Origin of the sequence: Phyllobacterium sp. P30BS-XVII (assembly GCF_014138335.1) — a bacterium.
Taxonomy (GTDB): Bacteria; Pseudomonadota; Alphaproteobacteria; order Rhizobiales; family Rhizobiaceae; genus Phyllobacterium; species Phyllobacterium meliloti.
Window position 1 is genome coordinate 386,377 of sequence record NZ_JACGXO010000001.1, and the last position, 23,174, is coordinate 409,550.

A 23,174-nucleotide genomic window follows, 5' to 3' on the forward strand; every position below is an offset into this window, starting at 1 on the left:
TCCCTTGTGTGGACTGGCCTTTTGTAGAGCGGGCTGGCGCGTTGATGCTTCGATCCCGGCCGAAGTGTTGACCCGGCGCCAGGCGCCGGGTCAAAGAATGATCAGGCGTCGAGGCCGTCAAACAATGCCGTCGACAGATAACGCTCGGCAAAGGACGGAATGATCACAACGATATTCTTGCCCTTGTTTTCGGGGCGCTTGCCAAGTTCGATAGCCGCAGTCAGCGCTGCGCCGGAAGAAATTCCAACGGGCACACCTTCCAGCTTTGCCACCAGACGCGCATTGATGAAGGCATCTTCATTGGAAACCTGAATGACCTCATCATAGATGTGCGTGTCGAGCACCTGTGGCGCAAAACCGGCACCAATGCCCTGAATCTTGTGCGGGCCGGGATTGCCGCCTGACAGAACAGGTGAATCCTTTGGCTCAACCGCAACAATGCGCACATCAGGCTTGCGCTGCTTCAGCACCTGACCGACGCCGGTGATCGTTCCGCCTGTGCCGATGCCCGATACAAAAATATCGACCTTGCCGTCAGTATCATTCCAGATTTCCTCGGCCGTGGTCTTGCGGTGAATTTCCGGATTGGCCGGATTGTCGAACTGACCGGGAATGACCGCATCCGGCGTGGTCTCAACCAGTTCATTGGCCTTGGCAATCGCGCCCTTCATGCCCTTGGCGCCTTCGGTCAGCACCAGTTCGGCACCCAGCAGTTTCAGCATCTTGCGACGCTCGACCGACATGGTTTCCGGCATGGTGAGGATCAGGCGGTATCCCTTGGCAGCGGCAGCAAAGGCCAGTGCAATACCTGTATTGCCAGAGGTCGGTTCAACAAAAGTGGTTTTGCCGGGCGTTGCCTTGCCCTGCGCTTCCAGAGCTTCAATGAGGGCCACGCCGATACGATCCTTGACGCTGGCAATCGGATTGAAGAATTCAAGCTTGGCCAGAAGATTGGCACCAACACCCTGATCCTTTGCCAGCTTATCAAGGCGGACAATCGGCGTATCGCCAATCGTATCGACAATGGAATTGTAGATACGGCCACGACCGGGTTTGCGCGCGTCACCAGTGCTCATGAAAGTGCTCCCTCGAATTGGACAGGTTGATATCTTATGGCGCGAGCATGAAAATTCATAGTCGAACTCATGCGCAATTGCCCTGTCATTGAGAAAAATCTGCTAATATAGATATCCGATTAGAATAAAATTCTACATTTACGAGGTCCGGCCAGCGATAGCCAAAGCGGCACCCGCCATGAAAGCCGCCGCTGTCCGGTTCAGTCTTTTCAAGGCACGCGGGGATTGCAGGAACCAGCGCGCCTTGGAAGCAAGCGCCAGATAAGGCACGAGCACGACTATCAAAGTCAGGACTGTCACCACGGCCAATACGGCATAATCCGCCAGTGTAATGGCGTGCAGATCAATCAGGGTCGGCGTGAGCGCGATATAGAAAATCATGGTTTTCGGATTGCCGAGCGTTACCGCAAGGCCCGAGAGAATGCCGGAAACAACGCCGCCATTGCTGCGTTTGGCTTCAATCTTTTCAGCCGAAATGCCGGAGTTCCAGAAACACCAGGCAAGATAGGCAAGGTAGGCCACGCCAGCCCATTTGATCAGCAGAAACACGGTGCCAAAAGTCTGCGCGACCATGGCAAGGCCAAGCACCACGGCGGTCAGATAAGTCAGATCGCCAATGACGAGGCCAAAAGACATATACAGCGCCGAGCGGAAACCCGAACCCAGCGCACGCGCAATCAGCGCGGTAATACCCGGCCCGGGAATGGCGGCAGCAATGGCAAGAGCGCCTGAATAGGTGATGAAACCGGCAAGTGTCATGATCAATCTCTATGTGGAACAGACGGCGAGAATACTCTGATTTTCGGGAGTGGCAACACGGCTCAAAGAGACGCCGAACCAAGGTAGCGTTTCAATTTTCAGGACTGGAGAAATTTATAATAATTTCTTTCAACTCATCATAAAGGGCCGGATTTTCCGCAATCACACTATAGGGCGCACAACGGATAATTGCACGAATGCTGCTTTTCGCCAGCAGGTCAAAACTCTTTGCTTTGGATGGTTTGATGATTTCAGGCTTGCCAATAATCGTACCGTCCTTGTCCAACTTGAACTTCACAGTGACAGTGCGTGCAATATCCTTACGCATATCTGGTATATTCCAGCAGGCCTGAATGCTCAGTCTTATCTTTTGAGCAATTGCTTGGACTTGCAGATCCAAAGCCTCTTTGTCGGAAGCCTGAACTGCTGATGTCCCGAGGGGTATCGCCAAAGAAAGAGCAATGACAGCTCGTCCAAACATCCCTGACATCCCATTCATGACACCAGAAAACCCTGTCCCAACGGATCATCATCCTCGACGATAAACTCCGCCTTGCCGCTGTAATAGGCATGCCCGGAAACCCGCGCCGTAATGGCATCGAAAGCGCCCGCCTTTGTTGTCGAAGCCACAGCCCCGGCAAAACGCGAGCCGACAATGCTTTCAAAAATCCGGGCCTGACTTGCATGAATCTGGCCCTTGGCATGCATGGCGGCAAGACGCGCTGTGACGCCCGATCCCGTTGGCGAGCGATCCAGCTGCGCATCGGCAAAAATACAGACATTCTTCGTCGGCGCTTCCGACCAGCTACCGAGCCCGTCAGTCAGGATCGTACCATAGAGAAAGGCAAGGTCCTTATGATCCGGATGCTCCAGCGGCACAGCCTCTTTCACGGCCTCGGTCAAAAGCCTTGCCGCGTCAATGAATTTGCGGGCGGGATCGCGGCCAAATTCCAGACCGAACTGCTTGCAATGGGCGAGCGCATAATAGGCGCCGCCATAGGCCACATCGAATGTGACCTCGCCATAGGGTTGAAGGTTGATGGTGCGGTCTCCAGCAAACAGGAAAGCCGGAACGCTCTCGAAGGAAACACTGGCTGACTTGCCGTCCTTCACCTCAACCGAGGCCACCACCATGCCACAGGGGCATTCGATATGAACCGTGGTGACAGGCTCGACCTTTGCCACCAGACCATAGTCGATGGCATAGCGGCCAAGCGCGAGGATCGCGTGGCCGCACATGGTCGAATAGCCTTCATTGTGCATGAACAGCACGGCGAGATCAGCGCCGGGTAAATTCGGTTCGACCAGCAGCGCACCATACATATCAAAATGGCCGCGCGGCTCGAACATCAGAATCTTGCGCAAATGGTCAAGATTGTCCCTGACATAGGCGCGCTTCTCGAGGATCGTGCCTTTTGGCAGCACAGGATATCCCCCGGTGATGATACGCAGCGGCTCGCCGCCCGTATGCATGTCGACAACAGTCAGTGGCGCGGCCATCAGGCGATGCCCAGAAGCGCGGGCAGCTTGCGCATATCGTCGAAGAGGATACCGCCCGCCGCAACGAGACCTTCATGGTCAGCATGTTCATCGCCGCAATATGAAAAGACCCGCATTCCCGCCGCTGTTCCCGCCGTCGTTCCGGCAACGCTGTCTTCAATCACCACTGACCGGGATGGTTCAAAGCCCATCTGCTTTGCCGCATGCAGGAAGAGATCAGGGAACGGCTTGCCCCGCGCCACCATCGAAGCGCTGTAAAGCACGTCCTGAAAGTGGCCGATCAGCCCGGTTTTCCCGAGGGTCAGGTGCATTTTTTCGATATTGGCCGAGGACGCCACACAATAGGCAAGCCGGGCCTGTTTCACCGCATTGATGACATCCTCAATATGCGGGATGGCCTCAACGCCATTTTCAAAGATGACTGGAATGGCCTGATACCAGCGCTCAACAAAATCCTCGCCCAGCGAATAGCCTTCCGCCTCGACCTTTTCTTTTACCGCCCGCATCGGCATGCCGCACAGGTTCTTGCGCGCTTCATCGAAGGTGATGGGATAGCCCGAAGCATTGAGCATCTTGATGAGATGATGATTGGCAAGCGTTTCGGTATCGACCAGAACCCCATCACAGTCGAAAATCACCAGATCGGGGCGCGTCATATTTACTTGTCCTTGTCGATGCCTTGGGAATAGAGGTTTTGCAGCTCTGCGAACGTCACACCTGCCGTTGAGAACCCAAAAGTACCATTATCGAGCACTTCGCGGGCCGCATCGCGAATAGCGGTAAAGGCGGCGGTGGTCAGCCTTGGTCCCAGCGAAACACGCCGCACACCAACAGCCGCCAATTCACTGACACTAAGCGGAGCCGGAGCCAAAACGCTGACCGGCTTCGACACCGACGCGCAGATGGTGCGGATACTTTCAAGATCGGAAATGCCGGGGGCGAACAGCACATCGGCGCCCGCCTTGTCAAAAGCCTGCAGTCGCTTGATGGTATCATCAAGGTCGCGACGGCCACGCAGGAAGTTTTCGGCCCGGGCGGTGAAAACGAAATCATTCTTCAATGCTCGGGCAGCTTCCGCAGCCGCTGCAACACGTTCAACCGCATGGGAAAAATCGTAAATCGGCTTGTCCGGGTCGCCGGAAAAATCCTCAATGGAACAACCGGCAAGACCCGCAGCTTCCGCAGCAAAGATCGTTTCGCCCGCGCTGTCGGCGCTATCGCCCTTGCCTTTTTCCAGATCACCGGAGACAGGCAGGTCGGTTGCCGTAACCAGATCGCGGCAATGCTGCATCATGACATCAAAGGTAATGGCGCCATCGGGCAGAGCGCGCGAAAAGGCAAATCCGGCACTGCTGGTCGCCAAAGCCTTGAAGCCAAGAGAACCGAGAAACTGCGCTGTGCCGGGGTCCCATGGATTGGGCATCAAGAGAATTTCCGGCCCCTGATGCAGCTGACGGAAAATCTTGCCCTTGTCCATGATATCCTCCTACATCATCAACTTACGACGTTCCCGTTGATCCGAACCCTCCGGCACCGCGTGCCGTCTCACTGGCATGCTGCCGCTCTTCAACGGCAAGCTGGACCACTGGAGCCAGCACGACCTGCGCAATGCGCATGCCACGCTCGACATAGAAATCGTCATCTCCGAGATTGATCAGGATTACTTTTACCTCACCCCGATAGTCGGAATCAATGGTTCCCGGTGTGTTAAGACAGGTAATTCCGTTCTTGAGCGCAAGGCCGGAACGCGGCCTGACCTGCGCTTCATACCCCTCCGGAATTTCGAAGATCAAACCGGTGGGAACCAATGCCCGGCGACCGGGTAACAAAAGGAGCGGCCTGTCCTCCGGCACGGCGGCACGCAGATCCATGCCGGCAGAACCTGACGTTTCATAGGAGGGCAAATCAAGGTCCTGCCCATGCGGCAGCCTGACAAGACCGAGAGCGGGACGCACAGATCGTGCGGAATCGGATGATTGAGACATGAGATCACCTTTTTCACCAGTCCGCGGGATTGGTCAACCGGCAAGATTTGCCGCGATCATTCTTTGCACACAATCTCTTTCTAGCTGTCAATGCGGCCAGACGATTCCCAAGCGCCGCGTGACGCGCTATTGTCAGCCATATCAGACGTGAATCGGGTGAATCATGTGTCGTTGGGCAGCCTATCTCGGACCTCAGCTTTATCTGGAAGATGTCATTGCCTCGCCCTGTCATTCGCTGATCGCCCAAAGCCATGATGCCCATGAAGCCAAGACCCGCACCAATGGCGATGGTTTCGGCGTTGCCTGGTATGGCGAGCGCTCCGAGCCCGGCCTTTACCGTGATATCCTTCCCGCCTGGTCCGACCAGAACCTGAAGAGCCTTTCCCGGCAAATCCGTTCCCACCTGTTTCTCGCCCATGTGCGCGCTTCCACCGGCGGCGCAACCAGCCGGACCAATTGCCATCCGTTTGTCTCGGGCAAATGGAGCTTTATGCATAACGGGCAGATCGGCCACTTTGACAAGCTGCGGCGCGGGCTGGAAGCCAAGCTCGATGATGCGCTCTATGTGCAAAAGCTTGGATCAACGGACTCGGAACTGATTTTCCTGCTTATGCTGCAACACGGGCTCGACAAAGATCCGGCACAGTCGCTGGTCGAGACGGTCAATGTGATCACGGCGGAAGCGGAACGCGCCGGTGTGCCCCCCTTCATCCGCCTGACGGCTGCCTTTTCCGACGGCGCACAGCTTTATGCGGTGCGCTACGCCACGGATCGCTTTGCCCCGACGCTCTATACGGCGACCCTTTCACCAAGCTCAGGCCTTTGCGTTGTCTCGGAACCACTCGATGGTGAAGCGGAGAACTGGATGCCCGTGCCGCCGAACAGTTTCGTGACGGTCAAGAACAGCAAACGCATCGCCATTGAACCTTTTATGGCGCAGGAGAAATCCGGGCCGGTGCTGGAGAATGCTTGATCCGCGACATCACTATCAAGCAGCTTGGTGTGTCATGGAATCGAGCGCGACGATCTTGTCGATTTCCGCCTGCTTGTTGCGGCTTTCAGTCTTGAGATCATAGGACGTCTGCATATTCATCCAGAACTCAGGTGAGGTTTTGAAAAACTTTGCCAGCCGCAAGGCGGTATCCGGCGTGACAGCCGTCTTTTCTGCGACGATGCGTTCAATGCGCGTCCGTGAGTCAAGTCGAATGTATCATGCCATGATACAGCCTTAGTATAATAGCTATTTGAATTGATGGTCGACGGCAGCGGCTTCGGCTGATAGAAGGCGCGCAACCCTTGAATTATTGAGTTTGAGCCTTTTCATGTCTTCTGCCGACCATCCCGTTTCGAAACGCCGTACCTTTGCGATCATCGCGCACCCGGACGCCGGTAAAACCACGCTGACTGAAAAGCTGCTGCTTTTCGGTGGAGCGATCCAGCTTGCCGGTGAAGTCAAGGCCAAGAAGGACCGTATCCAGACGCGCTCCGACTGGATGAACATCGAGCGGGATCGCGGGATCTCGGTCGTCACATCCGTGATGACCTTCGAGTACAAGGATTGCATTTTCAATCTGCTTGATACGCCCGGTCACGAAGACTTTGCTGACGATACTTATCGTACACTCACAGCTGTCGACAGCGCCGTCATGGTCATCGATGCCGCCAAAGGTATTGAAGCACGGACGCTGAAACTGTTCGAAGTCTGCCGTATGCGCGATATTCCAATCGTTACCTTCGTCAACAAGATGGACCGGGAAAGCCGCGATCCCTACGAAATTCTTGATGAGATCGAGCAGAAACTGGCGCTGGATACCGCACCGATCACCTGGCCGATCGGCCGCGGCAAAAGCTTTGCCGGCACCTATAATCTGCAGGATAACACCGTAAGGCGGCGTGATGAGGAAGAGAAGCCAACGCCAGTCAACGGCCCGGAGGCATCAGGTGCTTCCGGACTGCTGCCCGAAAACGAGCGGCAGGCATGGATTGACGAGGTGACGCTGGCACGCGATGCATGCAATCCGTTCGATTTGCAATCGTTCCGCGAAGGTCACATGACGCCTGTCTATTTCGGCTCAGCCTTGCGCAATTACGGTGTGCGCGACCTCATTGAAGCCTTCTGCGATTTCGGCCCAAGCCCGCGTGCGCAGGATGCCGATACACGCCGCGTCGAGGCGACCGAAGACAAGATGACCGGTTTTGTGTTCAAGATTCAGGCCAATATGGACCCTAATCACCGCGACCGCATCGCGTTCCTCCGCGTGTGTTCCGGCAAGCTATCGCGCGGTATGAAGGCGAAGCTGGTGCGAACCGGCAAGCCGATGAGCCTTTCGGCGCCGCAATTCTTCTTTGCCCGCAGCCGCCAGATTGCGGATGAGGCATGGGCCGGTGATGTGGTGGGCATTCCTAACCACGGCACCCTGCGCATCGGCGATACGCTGACCGAAGGCGAGGACATCCTGTTTCGCGGCGTACCGAACTTTGCGCCTGAAATTCTGCGCCGCGTGCGGCTTGATGATGCGATGAAAGCCAAGAAGCTGCGCGAAGCACTGCAGCAGATGGCGGAAGAAGGCGTTGTCCAGCTATTCCTGCCCGACGATGGCTCGCCCGCAATCGTCGGTGTTGTTGGCGCCCTGCAGATCGATGTTCTGACAGAACGCCTGAAAGTGGAATATACACTACCAGTCGGTTTCGAGCCCGCACGCTTTACCATTGCGCGATGGATTACCGCCGATGATCCGGCGGAGTTGCAGCGTTTCATCAATGCACACCGGGCCGATATTGCCCACGATCTCGACAATGATCCGGTGTTCCTGGCGCAGAATTCATTCTCATTGTCCTATGAGGCGGAACGCTGGAAAGACATTCGTTTCGCCGCCATCAAGGATTATCAGGTTCGCGAAAAAGCGGCCTGATAGCGTAATTCTCCAATCAAAACAGCTATTAAGCCTTTCCCTCTGCTTTTTGTAGCAAGGGTAAGGCTCCCCTGTCCATGCGCAGAATTAGATATTAAACCAAACGGTTGACAATTATGTTCAAGCGTTTATATTAAACCCTATGGTTGAATATAGCACACCCACTCTCGACGCGGTTTTTCATGCCCTTTCCGATCCAACGCGAAGGGCAATGCTGCACCGGCTGTCAACAAGCGAACGCACCGTCAGCGAGTTGGCGACGCCGTTCAACATGTCGCTCGCCGGAGCTTCCAAGCACATCAAGGTGCTGGAAGCCGCGGGACTGGTTCGTCGCCATATAGAGGGGCGGACGCATATCTGCGCCCTTCAGGCGGCCCGACTGGCTGAGGCACAGGAATGGCTGCGTTATTACGAGCAGTTCTGGGAAGAACGTCTCGACGCTCTGGAAGATATTCTGCGTGCAGAAGATCGCGCGCTTGCCGACAAGACAAAACACGAGCGCCGCAAAGCCTCGAAATCGAAATCCGACACCAAGGAGTAGAAGATGAGCCTGCATCAGGGAAATGACCAACTTGGAGTAGCAATTGCCCAGCGCACCGTTCGCATCGAACGGCTGCTCCCCGGCCCCGTTGAACGCGTATGGGAATACCTCACAGACCCGGAAAAGCGCGGCAAATGGCTGGCCAAAGGGCCAATGGCCAATCATGCTGGTGGGCCTGTCGAGTTGATATTCCGCCATTCTGAATTGTCGACCGCACCCACCCCGGAAAAATACCTGCAATATGAAGGGCACAAGAATGCCGGAACCGTTATCCGCTGCGAACCGCCGACATATCTTGCCATGACCTGGGAAGAAGGCGCAGGCGAGCCATCGGAAGTCAGCTTTGAACTACGGGCCGTCGATGGCAATACCCTGTTGACGTTGACGCATAGCCGCCTTGCCGATCATGGCGCGATGGTGAGTGTCTCAAGCGGCTGGCATACGCATCTAAGTGTGCTGATCAATGTGCTTGATGGCGTTGAGACCACCGACTTCTGGGGAAAACTCGAAAGCCTCGAAGCGGAATATGATCGGATACTACCGGCCTGACCAAGCCTTTCGCATCAACACTGGCATACCCATCAAAGGACAGATCACATGAACCCGCATTATGAAGGCAACCATAATATCGCGATGAAAGTGCCACCGCACCAGTATGAAGCAACAGTCGCCTTCTACCGTGACGTAATTGGGCTGAAACCGCTGGAAAACCATCTGCCCTATGTCGGGTTTCATTTCGGTTCCATTCAGCTCTGGATCGACAAGGCACCCGGCATGAGCCAGGCCGAGCTATGGCTGGAGATTGCAGCGGATGATGTACGCTCGGCGGCCGTACATCTGAAGGATGCAGGCATTGTGCGCTGCGACGAAATTGAAGCATTGCCGGAGGGGCATCAGGATTTCTGGATCACCAGCCCCTGCCAGATCATCCATCACATCTCGCAAAAAGGCGATGGATGGTAAGTATCAGCTTACTAATTATATAAGAGGCCGGCTTCACGCCGGCCTTTTGTATATAGCAAATCAGTGCCGGAACTTGCGCTCGAGCAGCAAAACTTTTTCGCCCGTGTATTGGATCTCGTCAATGCGCTTAAAGCCCGTCTTTTCAGCAACCCGGACGGAAGCGGTATTCTCTGGCGAGATGATGCAGCGGGCATAGTCCTGCTTGAAGAAGCCATCGCCCCAGGCAGCGGCGGCGGCGAGTGCCTCACTGGCGTAACCCTTGCCATGGATCTCCGGCGCCAAAACCCAGCCCATTTCGGGTGTATCGCCAAAAGGCGGTTCGATATCACGCAGGAAATTGGCAAAGCCAAGGTCGCCAATATAGCGGCCGGTGGCTTTTTCCTCCACAGCCCAGAAGCCGTAGCCGTTCAAAGCCCAAAGACCAGCATATTTTAGCAGGCGTCCCCAGGAAAGTTCGCGGGTCGAGGGCTTGCCTGTAATGAATTCGTAGACGGATGGATGCGTCCACACGGTGTGCAGGGCTTCAAAATCTCCAAGGCGATGCTCACGCAGGATAAGGCGCTCGGTTTCAACAACAGGAATGGTGGAGGTCATGTAAAATCCGTGGTCGACAGTGATACGACTTTTTGACGGCTATTATTTATCAAGTCAATTGACTTATAATGTAAGTAAACACTTACATATTACGACCAGCGCTGCGTCGCGCGCTAAAACTGATTGCCGTCACACCTCGATTGTCTGCAAGGCTGCAGCAATACGGGCAGCCAGCCGCTCCGCCACCTCTTCCTTGCTCATATCGGGCCATTCCTCGACCCCTGAGCGGGTGACGATACGCACCGCATTGCGGTCACCGCCCATAACACCCGTCGTGTGGCTGACATCATTGGCCACAATCCAGTCGGCACCCTTCTTGTCGAGCTTCTTGCGGGCATTGGCGAGCAGATCCTGTGTCTCGGCAGCAAAGCCAACCACGAGGCGCGGACGCTGCTTGTTATGCCCGACACCGGCAAGAATATCGGGATTCTCCACCATTTGCAGAGCGGGCGCTGCTTCACCTGATTGCTTTTTGATCTTCTCGCCTGCCTCGTTTGCGGTGCGCCAGTCGGCGACAGCAGCCACCATCACCGCCGCATCGGCGGGCAAAAACTGTTCCACAGCATCGCGCATTTCACGGGCCGATTCCACATGCACCACCGAGACTCCCTCGGGATCGGAAATCGTAACCGGCCCGGAGACCAGATGCACCTTTGCACCCAGCCGCGCCAATGCAGCGGCTATGGCATGGCCCTGCTTGCCGGAGGAGCGGTTGGCGATATAACGCACGGGATCAATGGGTTCATGCGTCGGTCCTGACGTCATGACAATGGTTTTGCCGGAAAGCGGTTTTGGTCGGCGGTCCAGCAATTTTTCAATTGCGGCCACAATCTCCAGCGGTTCCGCCATGCGGCCGGCACCGCTCTCGCCACTTTCGGCCATCTCGCCACTGTTCGGCCCGACAGACTGGATGCCATCTTTCGCAAGGGTTGCGCGGTTGCGCTTGGTTGCAGGATGGTTCCACATCTTCGGATTCATAGCCGGAGCAATCAGCACAGGTTTGTCGGTTGCCATCAGCACCGCCGAGGCCAGATCGTTGGCAAGGCCGTTTGCCATCTTCGCCATCAGGTCTGCCGTTGCGGGGGCAACGACAATCAGGTCCGCCTCGCGCGATAGGCGGATATGCCCGACATCATGTTCGTCTTCGCGGGAAAACAGCTCGGTAAACACTTTGTCTGCCGCCAGCGCACCAACAGAGAGTGGCGTAACGAACTCTTCCGCTGCCTTGGTCAGCACAGGACGCACATGCACACCGCGCTCACGCAATCGCCGGATGAGATCAAGACATTTATAGGCAGCAATGCCGCCACCAATGATCAGAAGAATATCCCGCCCGGCGAGAAACTGAGCCGGGTTTTTCTTAGCCTCCCCCTTAAGGAGGGGGTCAGACCGCAGAAGCGAGACGGGAGAGGATAAGGCAACATCGTGCGTCATTTCACCAAGAAGAAGGCGCACTTCCTCTTCCATGGAACGACCATGGGCAGCGGCGCGCAGCCGCAATTTTTCTTTGGTGGCATCGTCAAGATTGCGAATGGTAATGCTGGCCATATGATTGCACTCCAGAGAAAAAGACCGCATATAATGCAATCATTGCAATCATATTAGCGCAAATTTCCTCAAAAAAGAAGCGCGTAAGTGATGATGACAAGGCAGATTGCAATCACCCAAAGCGCAACGCGACCAGAGCGGGTGTGCCGGGCTTCGGCTTTGCCAATGGCTTTTGCAGTCTCATCATCGAAGCGAACCCCCTGTTCCGCCATCCGGTCCATTTCCTTGGACAGGCGATCCGCGCGTGCAACGAGTTCCGGTGCCTGCCGGGCCAGATGCAGCATTGCCCCAACACCTTCGCGCGCATCGGCAAGAATACCTTGCGGGCCAAGATTGCGGCGAATCCATTCACCGACAACAGGCTCCGAGGCCTTCCACATATTGAAATGCGGATCGAGCGTGCGGGAGACGCCTTCCACCACAACCATGGTTTTTTGCAGCATGACGAGTTCGGGCCGCGTCTCCATGTCGAAAAGCTCGGTGACTTCAAACAGCAAAGTCAGCAGTTTGGCCATGGAAATGGTTTCGGCCGGCTGGCCGTGGATAGGTTCGCCAATGGCGCGGATTGCCTGAGCAAAGCTTGCCACATCGTGATGATGCGGCACATAACCCGCCTCAAAATGCACTTCAGCCACACGAACATAGTCGCGGGTGATAAAGCCATAAAGGATTTCCGCAAGGAACCGCCGCTCCTTCTTGCCAAGCCGCCCGGTAATGCCAAAATCCACCGCAACAATATGGCCCTTGTCGTCAACGAACATATTTCCCGGATGCATGTCCGCATGGAAGAAACCGTCCCGCAGCGTATGGCGCAGGAAGGACTGGATCAGTGTCTCGGCAAGACCAATCAGATTGTGTCCGGCGGCGCGCAAGCCGTCAATATCTGACATCTTGATGCCGTCAATCCACTCAAGCGTCAGCACATCGCGTCCGGTGCGCTCCCAATCCACAGTTGGCACGCGAAAGCCCGGATCATTCTTGGTGTTTTCGCCGATCTCCGAAAGGGCCGCTGCTTCCAGCCGTAAATCCATTTCAATGCGGGTTGTCTGTGCCAGCGTGCGCGTCACTTCAATGGGACGCAGGCGGCGTGTGGCGGGAACATAGCGTTCCTGCCATTGCGCCACCATGAAGAAGCTTTCCAGATCATTGTTGAAACGCTGACGCACGCCAGGGCGCACAACCTTCACCGCGACCTTACGGTCTTCGCCATTCACCTTGACGTAGGCAGGGTGAACCTGCGCAATCGACGCGGCAGCAATTGGTTCACCGAGGCTGACGTATAGATCGGCAACAGAGCGCCCCAGCGAGCCTTCAATGGCCTTTACCGATGCCTCCATCGGGAAAAAATCAAGCTGATCCTGCAGAAGCGCCAGATCATCGGCCACTTCCGTGCCGACAACATCGGGCCGCGTCGCCAGAAACTGGCCGAGTTTGACATAGGACGGTCCAAGCTTGTTGATCGCCCGCGACATGCGCTCCGACCGCCGGGCCGTGCGGGCACGCCGCCGCGCCAGAAGACCCGCCACACGATGGCCGAATGCCGGAAGGCCGCTCAGCCCTTCAGCTGGCAAAGCGGAGATAACGCCTTCGCGCGTCATGATCCACCCGGCCCGGATCAGGCGAAATACTGCTGCAAACTTACTCATTCAGAACGTCACAACTTCCAGCCGGAATGCAGGGCAGCAATACCGCCGGTAAAATTGCGCCAGCTGACCCGCTCGAAACCTGCTGTGCGGATCATCTCGGCGAAATCCGCCTGCCGGGGAAATTTGCGAATGGACTCAACCAGATACTGATAGGAATCCGCATCGCCCGTGACAGCCTTGCCGATCTTCGGAATGGCATTGAACGACCAAGCATCGTAAATCTTGTCGAGAACCGGCAGTTCCACTTCCGAAAATTCAAGGCAGAGAAACCGCCCGCCGGGCTTCAGCACGCGGTAGGCTTCGGCCAGAGCATGATCAATACGCGGCACGTTGCGGATACCGAAAGCGATCGTATAGGCATCGAAGCTCGCATCTTCAAAGGGAAGGTCCTCGGCATTCGCTTCAACAAACTCGGTATTGTCGGCAAGGCCCTGTTTTTCAGCGCGGTCGCGGCCAACACCCAGCATGGAGCCGTTAATATCGAGCACGGTTGCGTGGGCATTGCGGTTTGAAGCCTCAACGATACGGAAGGCGATATCGCCGGTGCCACCGGCCACATCAAGCACTTTCCAGTTTGATGTTTTGGATGGCGCGAGCCATGCAATCATCGAATCTTTCCAGACGCGGTGCAGACCGCCGGACATCAGATCATTCATCACATCGTAGCGTTTGGCGACGCGATGAAACACGTCATTGACGCGTGTCTGCTTTTCTCCGTCGCCGACATCCTGAAAACCGAAGGATGTTTCCATGCCGCCATGGGCACCGGTGCGTTGCTGGCTCATTGTGCTACCTGCTGATCTCTTTTGCGGCGGGAGCATAGAAGATTGAAACGCAGAAGGCTATTGTCTGTTGCGCGATGAAGCGACGCGCGGCGAAATTTGTTGAATGGAGACCGTTCATGGTGTTGAAGGCCGAACTGCATTGTCATGTCGAAGGCGCCGCCTCGCCTGCCCTTGTCGAGAAAAAAGCCGCCAAATACGGCGCTGATGTTTCCGCCTTTATTATCGATGGCAAGTTCGTCTGGCACGATTTTACGTCCTTTCTGCGCGCTTATGATCAGGCATCCGCGCTGTTTCGCACAGAGGAGGACTATGCGGACCTGACAGAAGACTACCTTTTATCCCTCGCCAAACAGGATGCGATCTATTCGGAAGTGTTCATCTCGACGGATCATGCCATCAGTGCCGGTCTGTCGCCTCGCGCCTATATCGAAGGGCTGGCTGAGGGCATGCGCCGCGCCAAAGCAGCCACCGGCATCGAATCACGCATGATCGCCACGGGTCTGCGGCACAAGGGGCCCGATGCTGTGATGCAGGCGGCAAAATATATCGCCGAAAACCCGCACCCGCTTGTGTCAGGCTTTGGCATGGCCGGAGACGAGCGCATGCATCACCCCGGGGATTTCGCCGGCGCATTTAATGTTGCGCGCGATGCAGGATTGGGAATCACCGTCCATGCGGGCGAACTCTCCGGATGGGAAAGTGTTGCCAATGCGCTTGATGCGCTGAAGCCGTCGCGCATCGGCCATGGTGTGCGGGCAATCGAAAATCCGGATCTGGTGCGGCGGCTGGCGGATGAACAAATTCTGCTGGAATGCTGCCCCGGATCGAACATTTCCCTGCAGGTTTACACGGATTTCCCGTCCCACCCCTTTCCGGTGCTGGCCAAGGCGGGAGTGCCCGTGACACTCAATTCTGACGATCCGCCCTATTTCCATACGGACCTGAACCGGGAATATGAAATCGCTGCTGAGTTTTTCGGGTGTGACGATGACGACCTGACTGAGATAACAAGAACGGCGCTGAAAGCTGCCTATATCGACGAAACCACGCGAAACAGCCTGCTTGAACGCTTAAATACCGACAAAACTGTTAGCGCCTGAGTCACAGACTTTGCGGGATCGGTTGCAAGCCGTTAAGGTCGGATAAAATTTGAGTAGGAGTTTCCCCATGGGCGTTACGATCGTTTCCCACCCGCTTGTTCAGCACAAGCTCACCATCATGCGCGACAAGGATACGTCCACGGCTGGCTTCCGGCGGTTGCTCAAGGAAATTTCGCTGCTGCTCTGCTATGAGGTGACGCGCGATCTGGAGTTGACCACAATCAAGATCCAGACGCCGATGATGGAAATGGAAGCGCCGGTGCTGGAGGGCAAGAAGCTGGTTTTCGCCTCCATCCTGCGGGCAGGTAACGGCCTGCTCGAAGGCATGCTTGATCTGGTGCCCGCAGCGCGCGTTGCGCATATCGGTCTTTACCGCGATCATGACACTTTGCAGCCGGTTGAATATTACTTCAAGGCGCCTGAGGATATCGTCAACCGGCTGATTATCGTGGTTGACCCGATGCTGGCAACTGCCAATTCGGCCATTGCGGCAATCCAGAAGCTGAAGGATCGCGGCGCAACGAATATCCGCTTTCTCTGCCTGCTCGCCGCGCCTGAAGGCATTGAGCGCTTCACCAAAGCCCACCCGGACGTGCCTGTATTCACGGCTGCCATCGACAGCCATCTGAATGAAAAGGGTTACATCATGCCGGGGCTTGGCGATGCCGGTGACCGGATGTACGGCACAAAGTAAGCCTGCACCATTATTGGATGTGGCGTGGTTCGTGGTTCGTGGTTCGTGGTTCGACAAGCTCACCATGAGGGAGAGTGAGGATGCAACGCTAATCGCAGGAATACAGAACTTTATTCTCCAGCCCCAACCTCCGTCATCGGAGGGGTCTAACCCCCGTCATCCTTTCCCCATCTCTGTCATCCTCGGGCTTGACCCGAGGACCACCGGCTAAGAAGTTCAAATGAACCCGGATGCTCGGTGCTTTTAAATTGTGGGTCCTCGGGTCAAGCCCGAGGATGACAGAGAGGGAGATGTCTCATGCGAGCGCCCTGATTCCAACAAAAAGCGAATTGCCTATTTACGCTTTTTACCCGCCAATGCGCCTTAGAACAGGTTTGATTGTCCTCGGCTTGCGGTCGGAAAAACCGTAAGCACCGAGGATTGCGCGGGCGGCAGTCTGCGCATCCGTTTCACCTCGAGCATGCACAAGTGCGATAGTATCGCCCTGTTCCATGCGCGCACCGATCGGTTGCAGGGCCGTAATACCAACCGCGTGATCAATCGGGTCCTGCGGGCGAATGCGCCCTCCGCCGAGCGTGACAACGGCAACGCCAATCGCGCGGGTTTCTACCGATGACACATATCCGGCCTGCGGGGCTTTCACTTCCAATGTCACCGGGGCAACCGGCAGATAATGCCGCGCGCGCGATACGAAGTCTGCCGGACCGCCAAGCCCTGTGACCATGCGGCCAAAGACTTCCGCTGCCTTGCCGGAGTTCAAGGCTTGTGTCGCCATATCCATGGCGGCCTTTGGGCTGGCAGCAAGCTTGGCCGAAACCAGCATTTCCGCAACAAGCGCAAGCGTGACCGCTTCAAGACGGGAATCGCGGAGATCACCAGTCAGGAAATCGACTGCGTTCTGCACTTCTACGGCGTTGCCCGCAGCCAATGCCAGCGGTTCGTTCATGTCGGTAAGCAGGGCAGTTGTCGTCAGCCCGGCACCGCTGGCAACCGCAACGATGCTCTCGGCCAGAGCAACCGCATCGCGGCTGCGCGCCATGAACGCGCCATTGCCGGATTTCACATCGAGCACCAGCGCATTGAGCCCTGCAGATAATTTCTTCGACAGGATGGAGGCGGTGATCAATGGAATGGATTCCACCGTCGCTGTAACATCGCGGATGGAATAGAACCGCTTATCGGCCGGGGCGAGATTGGCGGTCTGGCCGATAATAGCACAGCCAACCTCATGGACGACTTTGCGAAACAGCGCATTATCGGGCTGACTGCGATAGCCGGGAATCGAATCCATCTTGTCGAGCGTGCCGCCCGTATGGCCAAGGCCTCGTCCGGAGATCATCGGCACATAGGCACCGCATGCGGCGGCAATAGGGGCGAGCATCAGCGAGACATTATCACCGACGCCGCCGGTGGAATGTTTGTCGACAGCGGGGCCCGGCAAATCGGACCAATCGAGAATGTCGCCGGAATCACGCATGGCGAGGGTCAGGGCAACCGCCTCATCACGCTTCATGCCGTTAAAGAATACTGCCATGGCAAAGGCGGCAACCTGCCCTTCGGTGATAGCACCTGAACTCATGGCGTTGACAAAAGCCGTGATATCCGCAGCGTCGAGCGCATGACCGTCGCGCTTGCGACGAATGATTTCCTGAGGCAGCAACATGATCTAGCCGATCTCCCGAACCAGCGCCCGGATGATTTTCTGCAGGCGTGCGCCGCCCTTCGGCGCAACATCCTTGGTCTCTTCATGTGAGAGTTCTGCCCCGGTCATACCAGCCCCGTAATTGGTAATTACCGAACAGGCGGCAACGCGCAGACCAAAGAAGCGCGCCAGAATAACCTCCGGCACGGTGGACATGCCCACCGCATCGGCACCAAGCGTGCGTGCCATGCGGATTTCCGCAGGCGTTTCAAATGATGGCCCGGAGAACCACATATAGACGCCCATCGGCAGCTTTTCACCGACTTCCCCCGCAGCGATGACAAAGGCATCCTTGAGCTTTTTATCATAGGCAGCCGTCATACCAACAAAGCGTTGGTCCGAAGCCTCGCCGATCAAGGGATTGAGCCCGGAATAATTGATGTGATCGTCAATCAGCATGACACTGCCCGGCGCCAGATCATGACGCACCGAGCCCGCGGCATTGGTCAAAATGAGCATTTCAATGCCAAGATCAGCCAGTGCCGCCATGACAGGGCGCATAACCGCGGCATCGCCCTTTTCATAATAATGGGCGCGGCCAGCCAGCATCAGCACGGGTTTGCCGGAAAGATATCCCGCGACCACTTCACCCGCATGGCCGGAAACGCCACTATGGGGGAAGCCAGGCAAATCCGCATAGGGAATGCGGATAGCATCATCGACCGCATCCACAAGCGATCCAAGTCCCGAGCCGAGGACCATTGCCACACGCGGGGCAAGGCCTTTCAATTTGTGGATAAGAGCCCCGGTGGCAGGCGCGATCATGCGGCGTTCCCCTTGCCGAGGACTTCTGCTTCGAAGCCATAGGGGAAAATATCCCGCATTGTCAGCGTTTCGACAATGCCATCATTGTCACAAAGATGCAGGCGCGTATCGGGTCCGGCAAATTCGGCAAGCCGCTGGCGGCAGCCGCCGCAAGGGGTGCATTTTGCCTTCTTTTCCGCAACCACAACGATGTCTGTGATTGTACCGCCGCCGCCCATGACAAAATGCGACAGGGTTGTCGTTTCGGCGCACCAACCTTCCGGGTAGGAAATAACTTCAATGTTGCAACCGGAATAAATGCGGCCATCGCTGGTGCGCACCGCTGCACCCACCGGGAACTGCGAATAGGGCGCATGCGCTTTCTGCATTGCTGCAAATGCCGCGTCGAACAGGTCTTTACTCATTCTATCGCTCTTTCACATAAGCCACGCCGCCCGCCTTGGGCGGGATTGCCTTGCCGATGAAACCGGCAAGCAGCACGATGGTGAGAATGTAAGGCAAGGCCTGCATCAGCTGTACCGGAACTTCACCGATCAATGGCAAAGGATGTCCCTGATTGCGGATGGCGAAAGCATCAAGGAAACCGAAGAGCAGGCAGGCAAACATGGCCTGTACGGGACGCCACTTGGCGAAGATCAGCGCAGCCAGTGCGATGTAACCTTTGCCTGCGGTCATGTCCCGGCCAAATCCTGCACCATCGGCCGTAGAGAGATAAGCACCGGCAATGCCACAAAGCAGGCCGCAGCAGATGACGGCCCGGTAGCGCAACCACGGCACGGAAATACCGGCAGTATCAACCGCCGCAGGATTTTCGCCAACAGCACGCAGACGCAGGCCAAAGCGCGTACGATACAAAACCCACCAGGTAAACGGGACAAGCAGGAAGGCCACATAAACAAGCAGGGGACGGCCCGAAATGAACCCGGAATAGAACGGGCCAATCACCGGAATATCACGCAATGCCTCTGCAAACGGAAGATCGATTGCATTGAATCTGGCCGCATCCGCAATGGGCGGTGTTCGCCCACCCTGCTTGAACCACGCCTGCCCAAGCATCACCGTTGTTCCGGCGGCAATAAAATTGATGGCCATGCCGGACACAATCTGATTGCCGCGATGGGTGATCGAGGCAAAGCCATGCACCAGACCAAGCGCTACGGACACGAGCACGGCGGCAAGCAGCCCCATATAGGCTGAGCCGGTATAGGCAGCGGTTGCGGCAGCAGCAAAGGCGCCTGCCAGCATCTTCCCTTCAAGGCCAATATCAAAAATACCGGCGCGTTCCGAATAAAGTCCGGCCAGACAGGCAAGCAGAAGCGGAACCGAAAGGCGGACTGTCGCATCCAATACCTGAGCCGTTGCTATCAAGAAGTCCATCATTGCCCCCCTCCTGTCGCTACAGCGGGTGTCGCCTGTTGTTTGGTCCGGGCAAATCGCTGGAAAAGACGCAACAGAGATGGCCGGAACATATGCTCCAACGCTCCGGCAAACAGGATGACCAACCCCTGAATGATTACGATCATATCGCGGGAAATATTGGGCATGTCGAACGCGATTTCCGCGCCACCCTGATAGAGTACGCCAAAAAGGATGGCGGCCAGGACAATGCCCACCGGGTGCGAACGCCCCATAAGCGCGACAGCGATGCCAACGAAACCAGCTCCCGCAACAAAATCCAGCTGCATACGATGCTGAGCACCCATGATCGGATTGATGGCCGCCATACCGGCAAGAGCACCCGAAATCAGCATTGTCACGATCGTGATCCGCACTTCACTGATACCAGCATAGCGCGCCGCCTTGGGGCTGTGGCCCATGGTGCGGATTTCGTAGCCAAGCTTGGTTCGCCAGATCAGCAGCCAGACGACAAAGGCTGCGACCAATGCCAATAGAAAGCTGATATTGAGCGGCGCGGAGCGCATGTTGAGGCCAAACATATTGAGCAGCCAACCAAGATCCGGCAATTGACCGCCCGCACCAAAAACACGGGTTTCCGGCGCCTGACTCCCTGGCGCTTTCAAATAATCGACAAGCAGTTTGACCATGAGGCTAGCGCCAATAAAATTGAACATGATCGTGGTGATGACCACATGCGAGCCACGCTTGGCCTGCAACCAGGCCGGAATGAAAGCCCAGAGCGCGCCGACAATAGCCGAGGCAATAATAGCCAGCGGAAAAGTCAGCCACCATGGCAGTATACTGCCAAGACCTAGCCCGACCAGAGCAACACCCAGCCCACCGACATAGGCCTGCCCTTCGCCGCCAATATTGAACAGGCCGCAATGGAAGGCCACGGCCACGCAAAGGCCGGTGAACATGAAGTTGGTGGCGTAGTAAAGCGTGTAGCCAATACCATCACCGGAGCCAAGCGCGCCCTTGACCATCAGGACAGCGGCGTCGATCGGGCTTTCCCCAACCAGAAGAACAACCAGACCTGCAACGAAAAACGCCACGATCACATTGATCAGCGGCAGCAGGCCGTAGTCAGCCCATGCGGGCAATTTGGCAAAAGGCTGGCTCATGGCAGGGCCTCAATGATGGCATCAGAAGTGGAAATTTTGGCATATTCGCCATCAAGAATGGAAAGCGTCAGGGCGTGGACATCTTCGGCAGACCAGTTTTTGCCGTGATGATCCTTGCGATCAATGCTCGCCACCGCATCCTCGGGAACAATCACCTCAAATCCGAGATTGGCGGCCATGCGCACCGTTGCATCGACAGAATTCTCCAGCAAGACACCCGTGACCACCAAGCTACGCACCTGCAATTCGTCGAGTACATCCATCAGATCAGTACCGATAAAGGCATTATTGGTGCGCTTGTCGACAACCGGTTCTCCGACCTGTGGAGCCACTTCGGATTTGAACTCATTGCCCTCCGTTCCGGGACGATAGGGTGATCTCGGATCAGTGGAATCATGTTTGATGTGGACAATGGGTAGACGGCGTTCGCGCCAGGCACCCAGCAGGTGGGCAATGTGCTGTTCCGCTTCGGGCTGGCCACGGCGACCCCATTTGGGATCATCGATTGCATATTGGACGTCAATCACAAGAAGCGCCTGGGTAACGCTCATTCTGCGGCCTCCTGCTGTTCGACACCTGCCATCAGAAGACCGAGTTCGCCTTCGCTTGCATCCGAATCGCGCTCACCGACGATGCGACCGGCAAACATCACAAGAATGCGATCCGACAATGAACGGATTTCATCCAGTTCTACGGAAACAAGCAGAACCGCCTTGCCAGCATCGCGCATTTCGATGATGCGCTTGTGGATGAATTCAATAGCACCCACGTCAACACCGCGCGTCGGCTGGCCGATGATCAGCACGCCCGGATCGCGCTCGATTTCACGCGCCAAGACGATCTTCTGCTGGTTGCCGCCGGAAAAATTGGCAGTTTTCAAACGCGGATCGCTGGGGCGGATATCGTATTTCTCAATTTTCTTGCGGGCATCGGCCTGTATGGCCTCAATGTCGAGAAAAGGTCCATTCAGATAAAGCGGATCATCATGGTATCCGAGAATGGAATTCTCATATTCTTCAAAGGCAAGCACCAGCCCCATATGGTGCCGATCTTCCGGCACATGGGCGAGACCGCGATCGCGCAATTCACCCGGATCAGCCGCGCCAGTTATATCGATGACCTGACCATCCAGAAGCACACGACCGGAGACCGCCGTGCGAATGCCCGCAACTGTTTCAATGAGCTGCGACTGGCCATTGCCTGCCACGCCGGCAATACCGACGATTTCACCGGCACGGACGGTGAAAGATGCGTTGTCGACCATGATAACGCCGCGACTGTCGCGCACGGTGAGATTTTCCACCGAGAGCTTTACCTCTCCCGGCTTGGCTTCGCCCTTCTGCACACGCAGAAGCACCCGGCGGCCAACCATCAACTCCGCCAGTTCCTCGACCGTTGTTTCGGTTGTCTTGCGCGTTGCCACCATCGAGCCCTGCCGCATCACAGAAACATTGTCGGTTACGGCCATGATCTCGCGCAATTTATGCGTGATGAGGACGATGGTTTTGCCCTGCGCCTTCAATTGCTCCAAAATCCGGAACAGGTGATCGGCTTCAGCGGGTGTCAAAACGCCTGTTGGTTCATCCAGCACGAGAATTTCAGCGCCGCGATACAGCGCTTTCAGGATTTCCACACGCTGCTGCAAACCAACCGGCAGTTCTTCAATCAGCGCATCGGGATCGACATCAAGCTGATATTCCTGTTCCAGCCGTTTCAGTTCGGCACGGGCTTTGGCGATGCCGCGCTTCAGGAGTGGCGCACCCTCGACACCAAGCATGACATTTTCAAGCACAGTGAAATTTTCCACCAGCATGAAGTGCTGATGCACCATGCCAATGCCAAGCGCGATGGCGGTATTGGGATCGCTGATCCGGGCAGGCGCGCCATTAATATGGATTTCGCCATTATCGGCTTGATAGAAGCCGTAGAGAATGGACATCAGCGTGGACTTGCCAGCGCCATTCTCCCCGATGATGCCGTGAATAGTGCCTTTTTCAACGCGCAAATGGATATCGCGGTTGGCATGAACGGCACCAAAACGCTTATCAATCCCCACAAGTTCAATTGCCGATTCTGCCATGT

The 23,174-nt window shown here is 56.2% G+C and carries 26 protein-coding genes; 7 read left to right on the forward strand and 19 right to left on the reverse strand.

Features of this window, described 5'->3' with window-relative positions; genetic code table 11:
• Nucleotides 1-101: 101 nt before the first annotated feature.
• The 7 genes from cysK to dut all read right to left on the reverse strand — a co-directional run bounded on the left by cysK (nucleotide 102) and on the right by dut (nucleotide 5,320).
• Nucleotides 102-1,076, reverse strand: coding sequence for a cysteine synthase A (cysK, locus tag FHW17_RS01875; protein WP_091878974.1), 975 nt, complete (start codon nucleotides 1,074-1,076; stop codon nucleotides 102-104).
• A gap of 138 nt (nucleotides 1,077-1,214) precedes the next feature.
• Complete coding sequence (locus FHW17_RS01880; RefSeq protein WP_182509098.1) at nucleotides 1,215-1,835, reverse strand: LysE family translocator; 621 nt, start codon at nucleotides 1,833-1,835, stop codon at nucleotides 1,215-1,217.
• A 91-nt stretch (nucleotides 1,836-1,926) separates the two neighbouring features.
• Nucleotides 1,927-2,316, reverse strand: coding sequence for a TonB C-terminal domain-containing protein (locus tag FHW17_RS01885; protein ID WP_182509099.1), 390 nt, complete (start codon nucleotides 2,314-2,316; stop codon nucleotides 1,927-1,929).
• 14 nt (nucleotides 2,317-2,330) lie between these two features.
• Nucleotides 2,331-3,335, reverse strand: coding sequence for a proline racemase family protein (locus tag FHW17_RS01890; RefSeq protein WP_182509100.1), 1,005 nt, complete (start codon nucleotides 3,333-3,335; stop codon nucleotides 2,331-2,333).
• Complete coding sequence (locus FHW17_RS01895; RefSeq protein WP_182509101.1) at nucleotides 3,335-3,991, reverse strand: HAD family phosphatase; 657 nt, start codon at nucleotides 3,989-3,991, stop codon at nucleotides 3,335-3,337. The genes FHW17_RS01890 and FHW17_RS01895 overlap by 1 nt, the downstream gene beginning before the upstream one ends.
• 2 nt (nucleotides 3,992-3,993) lie before the next feature.
• On the reverse strand, nucleotides 3,994-4,812 hold the full coding sequence (locus FHW17_RS01900; protein ID WP_182509102.1) for an isocitrate lyase/phosphoenolpyruvate mutase family protein: 819 nt from the start codon (nucleotides 4,810-4,812) through the stop codon (nucleotides 3,994-3,996).
• A gap of 22 nt (nucleotides 4,813-4,834) precedes the next feature.
• The gene (gene dut / locus FHW17_RS01905; RefSeq protein ID WP_091878983.1) at nucleotides 4,835-5,320 is read right to left on the reverse strand and encodes a dUTP diphosphatase; all 486 of its coding nucleotides are present in this window, start codon (nucleotides 5,318-5,320) and stop codon (nucleotides 4,835-4,837) included.
• Nucleotides 5,321-5,483: 163 nt separating this feature from the next.
• Here dut and FHW17_RS01910 point away from each other — a divergent pair, with 163 nt between their 5' ends.
• Nucleotides 5,484-6,293 carry a class II glutamine amidotransferase gene (locus FHW17_RS01910; RefSeq protein WP_112522565.1) on the forward strand — a complete coding sequence of 270 codons (810 nt, stop codon included), beginning with the start codon at nucleotides 5,484-5,486 and terminating at the stop codon, nucleotides 6,291-6,293.
• Nucleotides 6,294-6,308: 15 nt separating this feature from the next.
• Here the strand turns inward: FHW17_RS01910 and FHW17_RS01915 are convergent, their stop codons facing one another.
• Nucleotides 6,309-6,527: a HigA family addiction module antitoxin gene (locus tag FHW17_RS01915; protein WP_112522566.1), complete on the reverse strand. Its 219-nt coding sequence runs from the start codon at nucleotides 6,525-6,527 to the stop codon at nucleotides 6,309-6,311.
• 115 nt (nucleotides 6,528-6,642) lie between these two features.
• Between FHW17_RS01915 and FHW17_RS01920 the strand changes: the two genes are divergently transcribed.
• The 4 genes from FHW17_RS01920 to FHW17_RS01935 all read left to right on the forward strand — a co-directional run bounded on the left by FHW17_RS01920 (nucleotide 6,643) and on the right by FHW17_RS01935 (nucleotide 9,736).
• Nucleotides 6,643-8,232 (forward strand): peptide chain release factor 3, encoded by a 1,590-nt coding sequence (locus tag FHW17_RS01920; protein ID WP_112522567.1) that lies wholly within the window; start codon nucleotides 6,643-6,645, stop codon nucleotides 8,230-8,232.
• Between the two features lie 142 nt (nucleotides 8,233-8,374).
• Entirely contained in the window at nucleotides 8,375-8,773 is a 399-nt protein-coding gene (locus FHW17_RS01925; protein WP_182509103.1) for a metalloregulator ArsR/SmtB family transcription factor, read from the forward strand.
• A gap of 3 nt (nucleotides 8,774-8,776) precedes the next feature.
• Entirely contained in the window at nucleotides 8,777-9,322 is a 546-nt protein-coding gene (locus FHW17_RS01930; RefSeq protein ID WP_112522569.1) for an SRPBCC family protein, read from the forward strand.
• A gap of 48 nt (nucleotides 9,323-9,370) precedes the next feature.
• Nucleotides 9,371-9,736, forward strand: a complete 366-nt coding sequence (locus FHW17_RS01935; protein WP_182509104.1) for a hypothetical protein — start codon at nucleotides 9,371-9,373, stop codon at nucleotides 9,734-9,736.
• Nucleotides 9,737-9,796: 60 nt separating this feature from the next.
• Here FHW17_RS01935 and FHW17_RS01940 read toward each other — a convergent pair whose 3' ends face one another.
• The 4 genes from FHW17_RS01940 to ubiE all read right to left on the reverse strand — a co-directional run bounded on the left by FHW17_RS01940 (nucleotide 9,797) and on the right by ubiE (nucleotide 14,309).
• On the reverse strand, nucleotides 9,797-10,330 hold the full coding sequence (locus FHW17_RS01940; RefSeq protein ID WP_182509105.1) for a GNAT family N-acetyltransferase: 534 nt from the start codon (nucleotides 10,328-10,330) through the stop codon (nucleotides 9,797-9,799).
• A 129-nt stretch (nucleotides 10,331-10,459) separates the two neighbouring features.
• Nucleotides 10,460-11,878 carry a bifunctional phosphopantothenoylcysteine decarboxylase/phosphopantothenate--cysteine ligase CoaBC gene (gene coaBC, locus FHW17_RS01945; RefSeq protein WP_246706717.1) on the reverse strand — a complete coding sequence of 473 codons (1,419 nt, stop codon included), beginning with the start codon at nucleotides 11,876-11,878 and terminating at the stop codon, nucleotides 10,460-10,462.
• 68 nt (nucleotides 11,879-11,946) lie between these two features.
• The gene (gene ubiB / locus FHW17_RS01950; RefSeq protein WP_182509106.1) at nucleotides 11,947-13,524 is read right to left on the reverse strand and encodes a 2-polyprenylphenol 6-hydroxylase; all 1,578 of its coding nucleotides are present in this window, start codon (nucleotides 13,522-13,524) and stop codon (nucleotides 11,947-11,949) included.
• 8 nt (nucleotides 13,525-13,532) lie between these two features.
• Nucleotides 13,533-14,309 (reverse strand): bifunctional demethylmenaquinone methyltransferase/2-methoxy-6-polyprenyl-1,4-benzoquinol methylase UbiE, encoded by a 777-nt coding sequence (ubiE, locus tag FHW17_RS01955; RefSeq protein ID WP_182509107.1) that lies wholly within the window; start codon nucleotides 14,307-14,309, stop codon nucleotides 13,533-13,535.
• 116 nt (nucleotides 14,310-14,425) lie between these two features.
• On the opposite strand from ubiE, the gene FHW17_RS01960 reads away from it, so the two are divergent.
• A complete protein-coding gene (locus FHW17_RS01960) occupies nucleotides 14,426-15,409 on the forward strand; it encodes an adenosine deaminase (RefSeq protein ID WP_182509108.1) in 984 nt (327 codons plus the stop codon).
• Between the two features lie 67 nt (nucleotides 15,410-15,476).
• Entirely contained in the window at nucleotides 15,477-16,103 is a 627-nt protein-coding gene (gene upp / locus FHW17_RS01965; RefSeq protein WP_091879003.1) for a uracil phosphoribosyltransferase, read from the forward strand.
• Between the two features lie 346 nt (nucleotides 16,104-16,449).
• Here the strand turns inward: upp and deoA are convergent, their stop codons facing one another.
• From deoA to FHW17_RS02000, 7 genes are read right to left on the reverse strand one after another with little or no spacing between them, the layout of a single operon-like run.
• Complete coding sequence (deoA, locus tag FHW17_RS01970; RefSeq protein ID WP_112523066.1) at nucleotides 16,450-17,763, reverse strand: thymidine phosphorylase; 1,314 nt, start codon at nucleotides 17,761-17,763, stop codon at nucleotides 16,450-16,452.
• Between the two features lie 6 nt (nucleotides 17,764-17,769).
• A complete protein-coding gene (locus tag FHW17_RS01975) occupies nucleotides 17,770-18,570 on the reverse strand; it encodes a purine-nucleoside phosphorylase (RefSeq protein WP_112522574.1) in 801 nt (266 codons plus the stop codon).
• A complete protein-coding gene (locus tag FHW17_RS01980; RefSeq protein WP_091879006.1) occupies nucleotides 18,567-18,974 on the reverse strand; it encodes a cytidine deaminase in 408 nt (135 codons plus the stop codon). The genes FHW17_RS01975 and FHW17_RS01980 overlap by 4 nt, the downstream gene beginning before the upstream one ends.
• Before the next feature lies 1 nt (nucleotide 18,975).
• The gene (locus FHW17_RS01985) at nucleotides 18,976-19,947 is read right to left on the reverse strand and encodes an ABC transporter permease (RefSeq protein ID WP_112523067.1); all 972 of its coding nucleotides are present in this window, start codon (nucleotides 19,945-19,947) and stop codon (nucleotides 18,976-18,978) included.
• Nucleotides 19,947-21,092, reverse strand: coding sequence for an ABC transporter permease (locus FHW17_RS01990; RefSeq protein ID WP_182509109.1), 1,146 nt, complete (start codon nucleotides 21,090-21,092; stop codon nucleotides 19,947-19,949). Before FHW17_RS01990 ends, FHW17_RS01985 begins: the two co-directional genes overlap by 1 nt.
• The gene (locus FHW17_RS01995; protein ID WP_182509110.1) at nucleotides 21,089-21,643 is read right to left on the reverse strand and encodes a cysteine hydrolase family protein; all 555 of its coding nucleotides are present in this window, start codon (nucleotides 21,641-21,643) and stop codon (nucleotides 21,089-21,091) included. Before FHW17_RS01995 ends, FHW17_RS01990 begins: the two co-directional genes overlap by 4 nt.
• The gene (locus FHW17_RS02000; protein WP_182509111.1) at nucleotides 21,640-23,172 is read right to left on the reverse strand and encodes an ABC transporter ATP-binding protein; all 1,533 of its coding nucleotides are present in this window, start codon (nucleotides 23,170-23,172) and stop codon (nucleotides 21,640-21,642) included. Before FHW17_RS02000 ends, FHW17_RS01995 begins: the two co-directional genes overlap by 4 nt.
• Nucleotides 23,173-23,174 lie beyond the last annotated feature (2 nt).

Excerpts from the sequence above, each read along its gene's own strand:
- FHW17_RS01980 (WP_091879006.1), bottom strand. The coding sequence starts at position 18,974 with ATGAGTAAAGACCTGTTCGACGCGGCATTTGCAGCAATGCAGAAAGCG.
- upp (WP_091879003.1), top strand. The coding sequence starts at position 15,477 with ATGGGCGTTACGATCGTTTCCCACCCGCTTGTTCAGCACAAGCTCACC.
- coaBC (WP_246706717.1), bottom strand. The coding sequence starts at position 11,878 with ATGGCCAGCATTACCATTCGCAATCTTGACGATGCCACCAAAGAAAAA.
- dut (WP_091878983.1), bottom strand. The coding sequence starts at position 5,320 with ATGTCTCAATCATCCGATTCCGCACGATCTGTGCGTCCCGCTCTCGGT.
- FHW17_RS01985 (WP_112523067.1), bottom strand. The coding sequence starts at position 19,947 with ATGGACTTCTTGATAGCAACGGCTCAGGTATTGGATGCGACAGTCCGC.
- FHW17_RS01885 (WP_182509099.1), bottom strand. The coding sequence starts at position 2,316 with ATGTTTGGACGAGCTGTCATTGCTCTTTCTTTGGCGATACCCCTCGGG.
- FHW17_RS01930 (WP_112522569.1), top strand. The coding sequence starts at position 8,777 with ATGAGCCTGCATCAGGGAAATGACCAACTTGGAGTAGCAATTGCCCAG.
- FHW17_RS01935 (WP_182509104.1), top strand. The coding sequence starts at position 9,371 with ATGAACCCGCATTATGAAGGCAACCATAATATCGCGATGAAAGTGCCA.
- FHW17_RS01910 (WP_112522565.1), top strand. The coding sequence starts at position 5,484 with ATGTGTCGTTGGGCAGCCTATCTCGGACCTCAGCTTTATCTGGAAGAT.
- cysK (WP_091878974.1), bottom strand. The coding sequence starts at position 1,076 with ATGAGCACTGGTGACGCGCGCAAACCCGGTCGTGGCCGTATCTACAAT.
- FHW17_RS01920 (WP_112522567.1), top strand. The coding sequence starts at position 6,643 with ATGTCTTCTGCCGACCATCCCGTTTCGAAACGCCGTACCTTTGCGATC.
- FHW17_RS01990 (WP_182509109.1), bottom strand. The coding sequence starts at position 21,092 with ATGAGCCAGCCTTTTGCCAAATTGCCCGCATGGGCTGACTACGGCCTG.
- FHW17_RS01975 (WP_112522574.1), bottom strand. The coding sequence starts at position 18,570 with ATGATCGCGCCTGCCACCGGGGCTCTTATCCACAAATTGAAAGGCCTT.
- FHW17_RS01900 (WP_182509102.1), bottom strand. The coding sequence starts at position 4,812 with ATGGACAAGGGCAAGATTTTCCGTCAGCTGCATCAGGGGCCGGAAATT.
- FHW17_RS01995 (WP_182509110.1), bottom strand. The coding sequence starts at position 21,643 with ATGAGCGTTACCCAGGCGCTTCTTGTGATTGACGTCCAATATGCAATC.
- FHW17_RS01880 (WP_182509098.1), bottom strand. The coding sequence starts at position 1,835 with ATGACACTTGCCGGTTTCATCACCTATTCAGGCGCTCTTGCCATTGCT.
- FHW17_RS01925 (WP_182509103.1), top strand. The coding sequence starts at position 8,375 with ATGGTTGAATATAGCACACCCACTCTCGACGCGGTTTTTCATGCCCTT.
- FHW17_RS02000 (WP_182509111.1), bottom strand. The coding sequence starts at position 23,172 with ATGGCAGAATCGGCAATTGAACTTGTGGGGATTGATAAGCGTTTTGGT.
- ubiB (WP_182509106.1), bottom strand. The coding sequence starts at position 13,524 with ATGAGTAAGTTTGCAGCAGTATTTCGCCTGATCCGGGCCGGGTGGATC.
- FHW17_RS01890 (WP_182509100.1), bottom strand. The coding sequence starts at position 3,335 with ATGGCCGCGCCACTGACTGTTGTCGACATGCATACGGGCGGCGAGCCG.
- FHW17_RS01960 (WP_182509108.1), top strand. The coding sequence starts at position 14,426 with ATGGTGTTGAAGGCCGAACTGCATTGTCATGTCGAAGGCGCCGCCTCG.
- FHW17_RS01895 (WP_182509101.1), bottom strand. The coding sequence starts at position 3,991 with ATGACGCGCCCCGATCTGGTGATTTTCGACTGTGATGGGGTTCTGGTC.
- ubiE (WP_182509107.1), bottom strand. The coding sequence starts at position 14,309 with ATGAGCCAGCAACGCACCGGTGCCCATGGCGGCATGGAAACATCCTTC.
- FHW17_RS01940 (WP_182509105.1), bottom strand. The coding sequence starts at position 10,330 with ATGACCTCCACCATTCCTGTTGTTGAAACCGAGCGCCTTATCCTGCGT.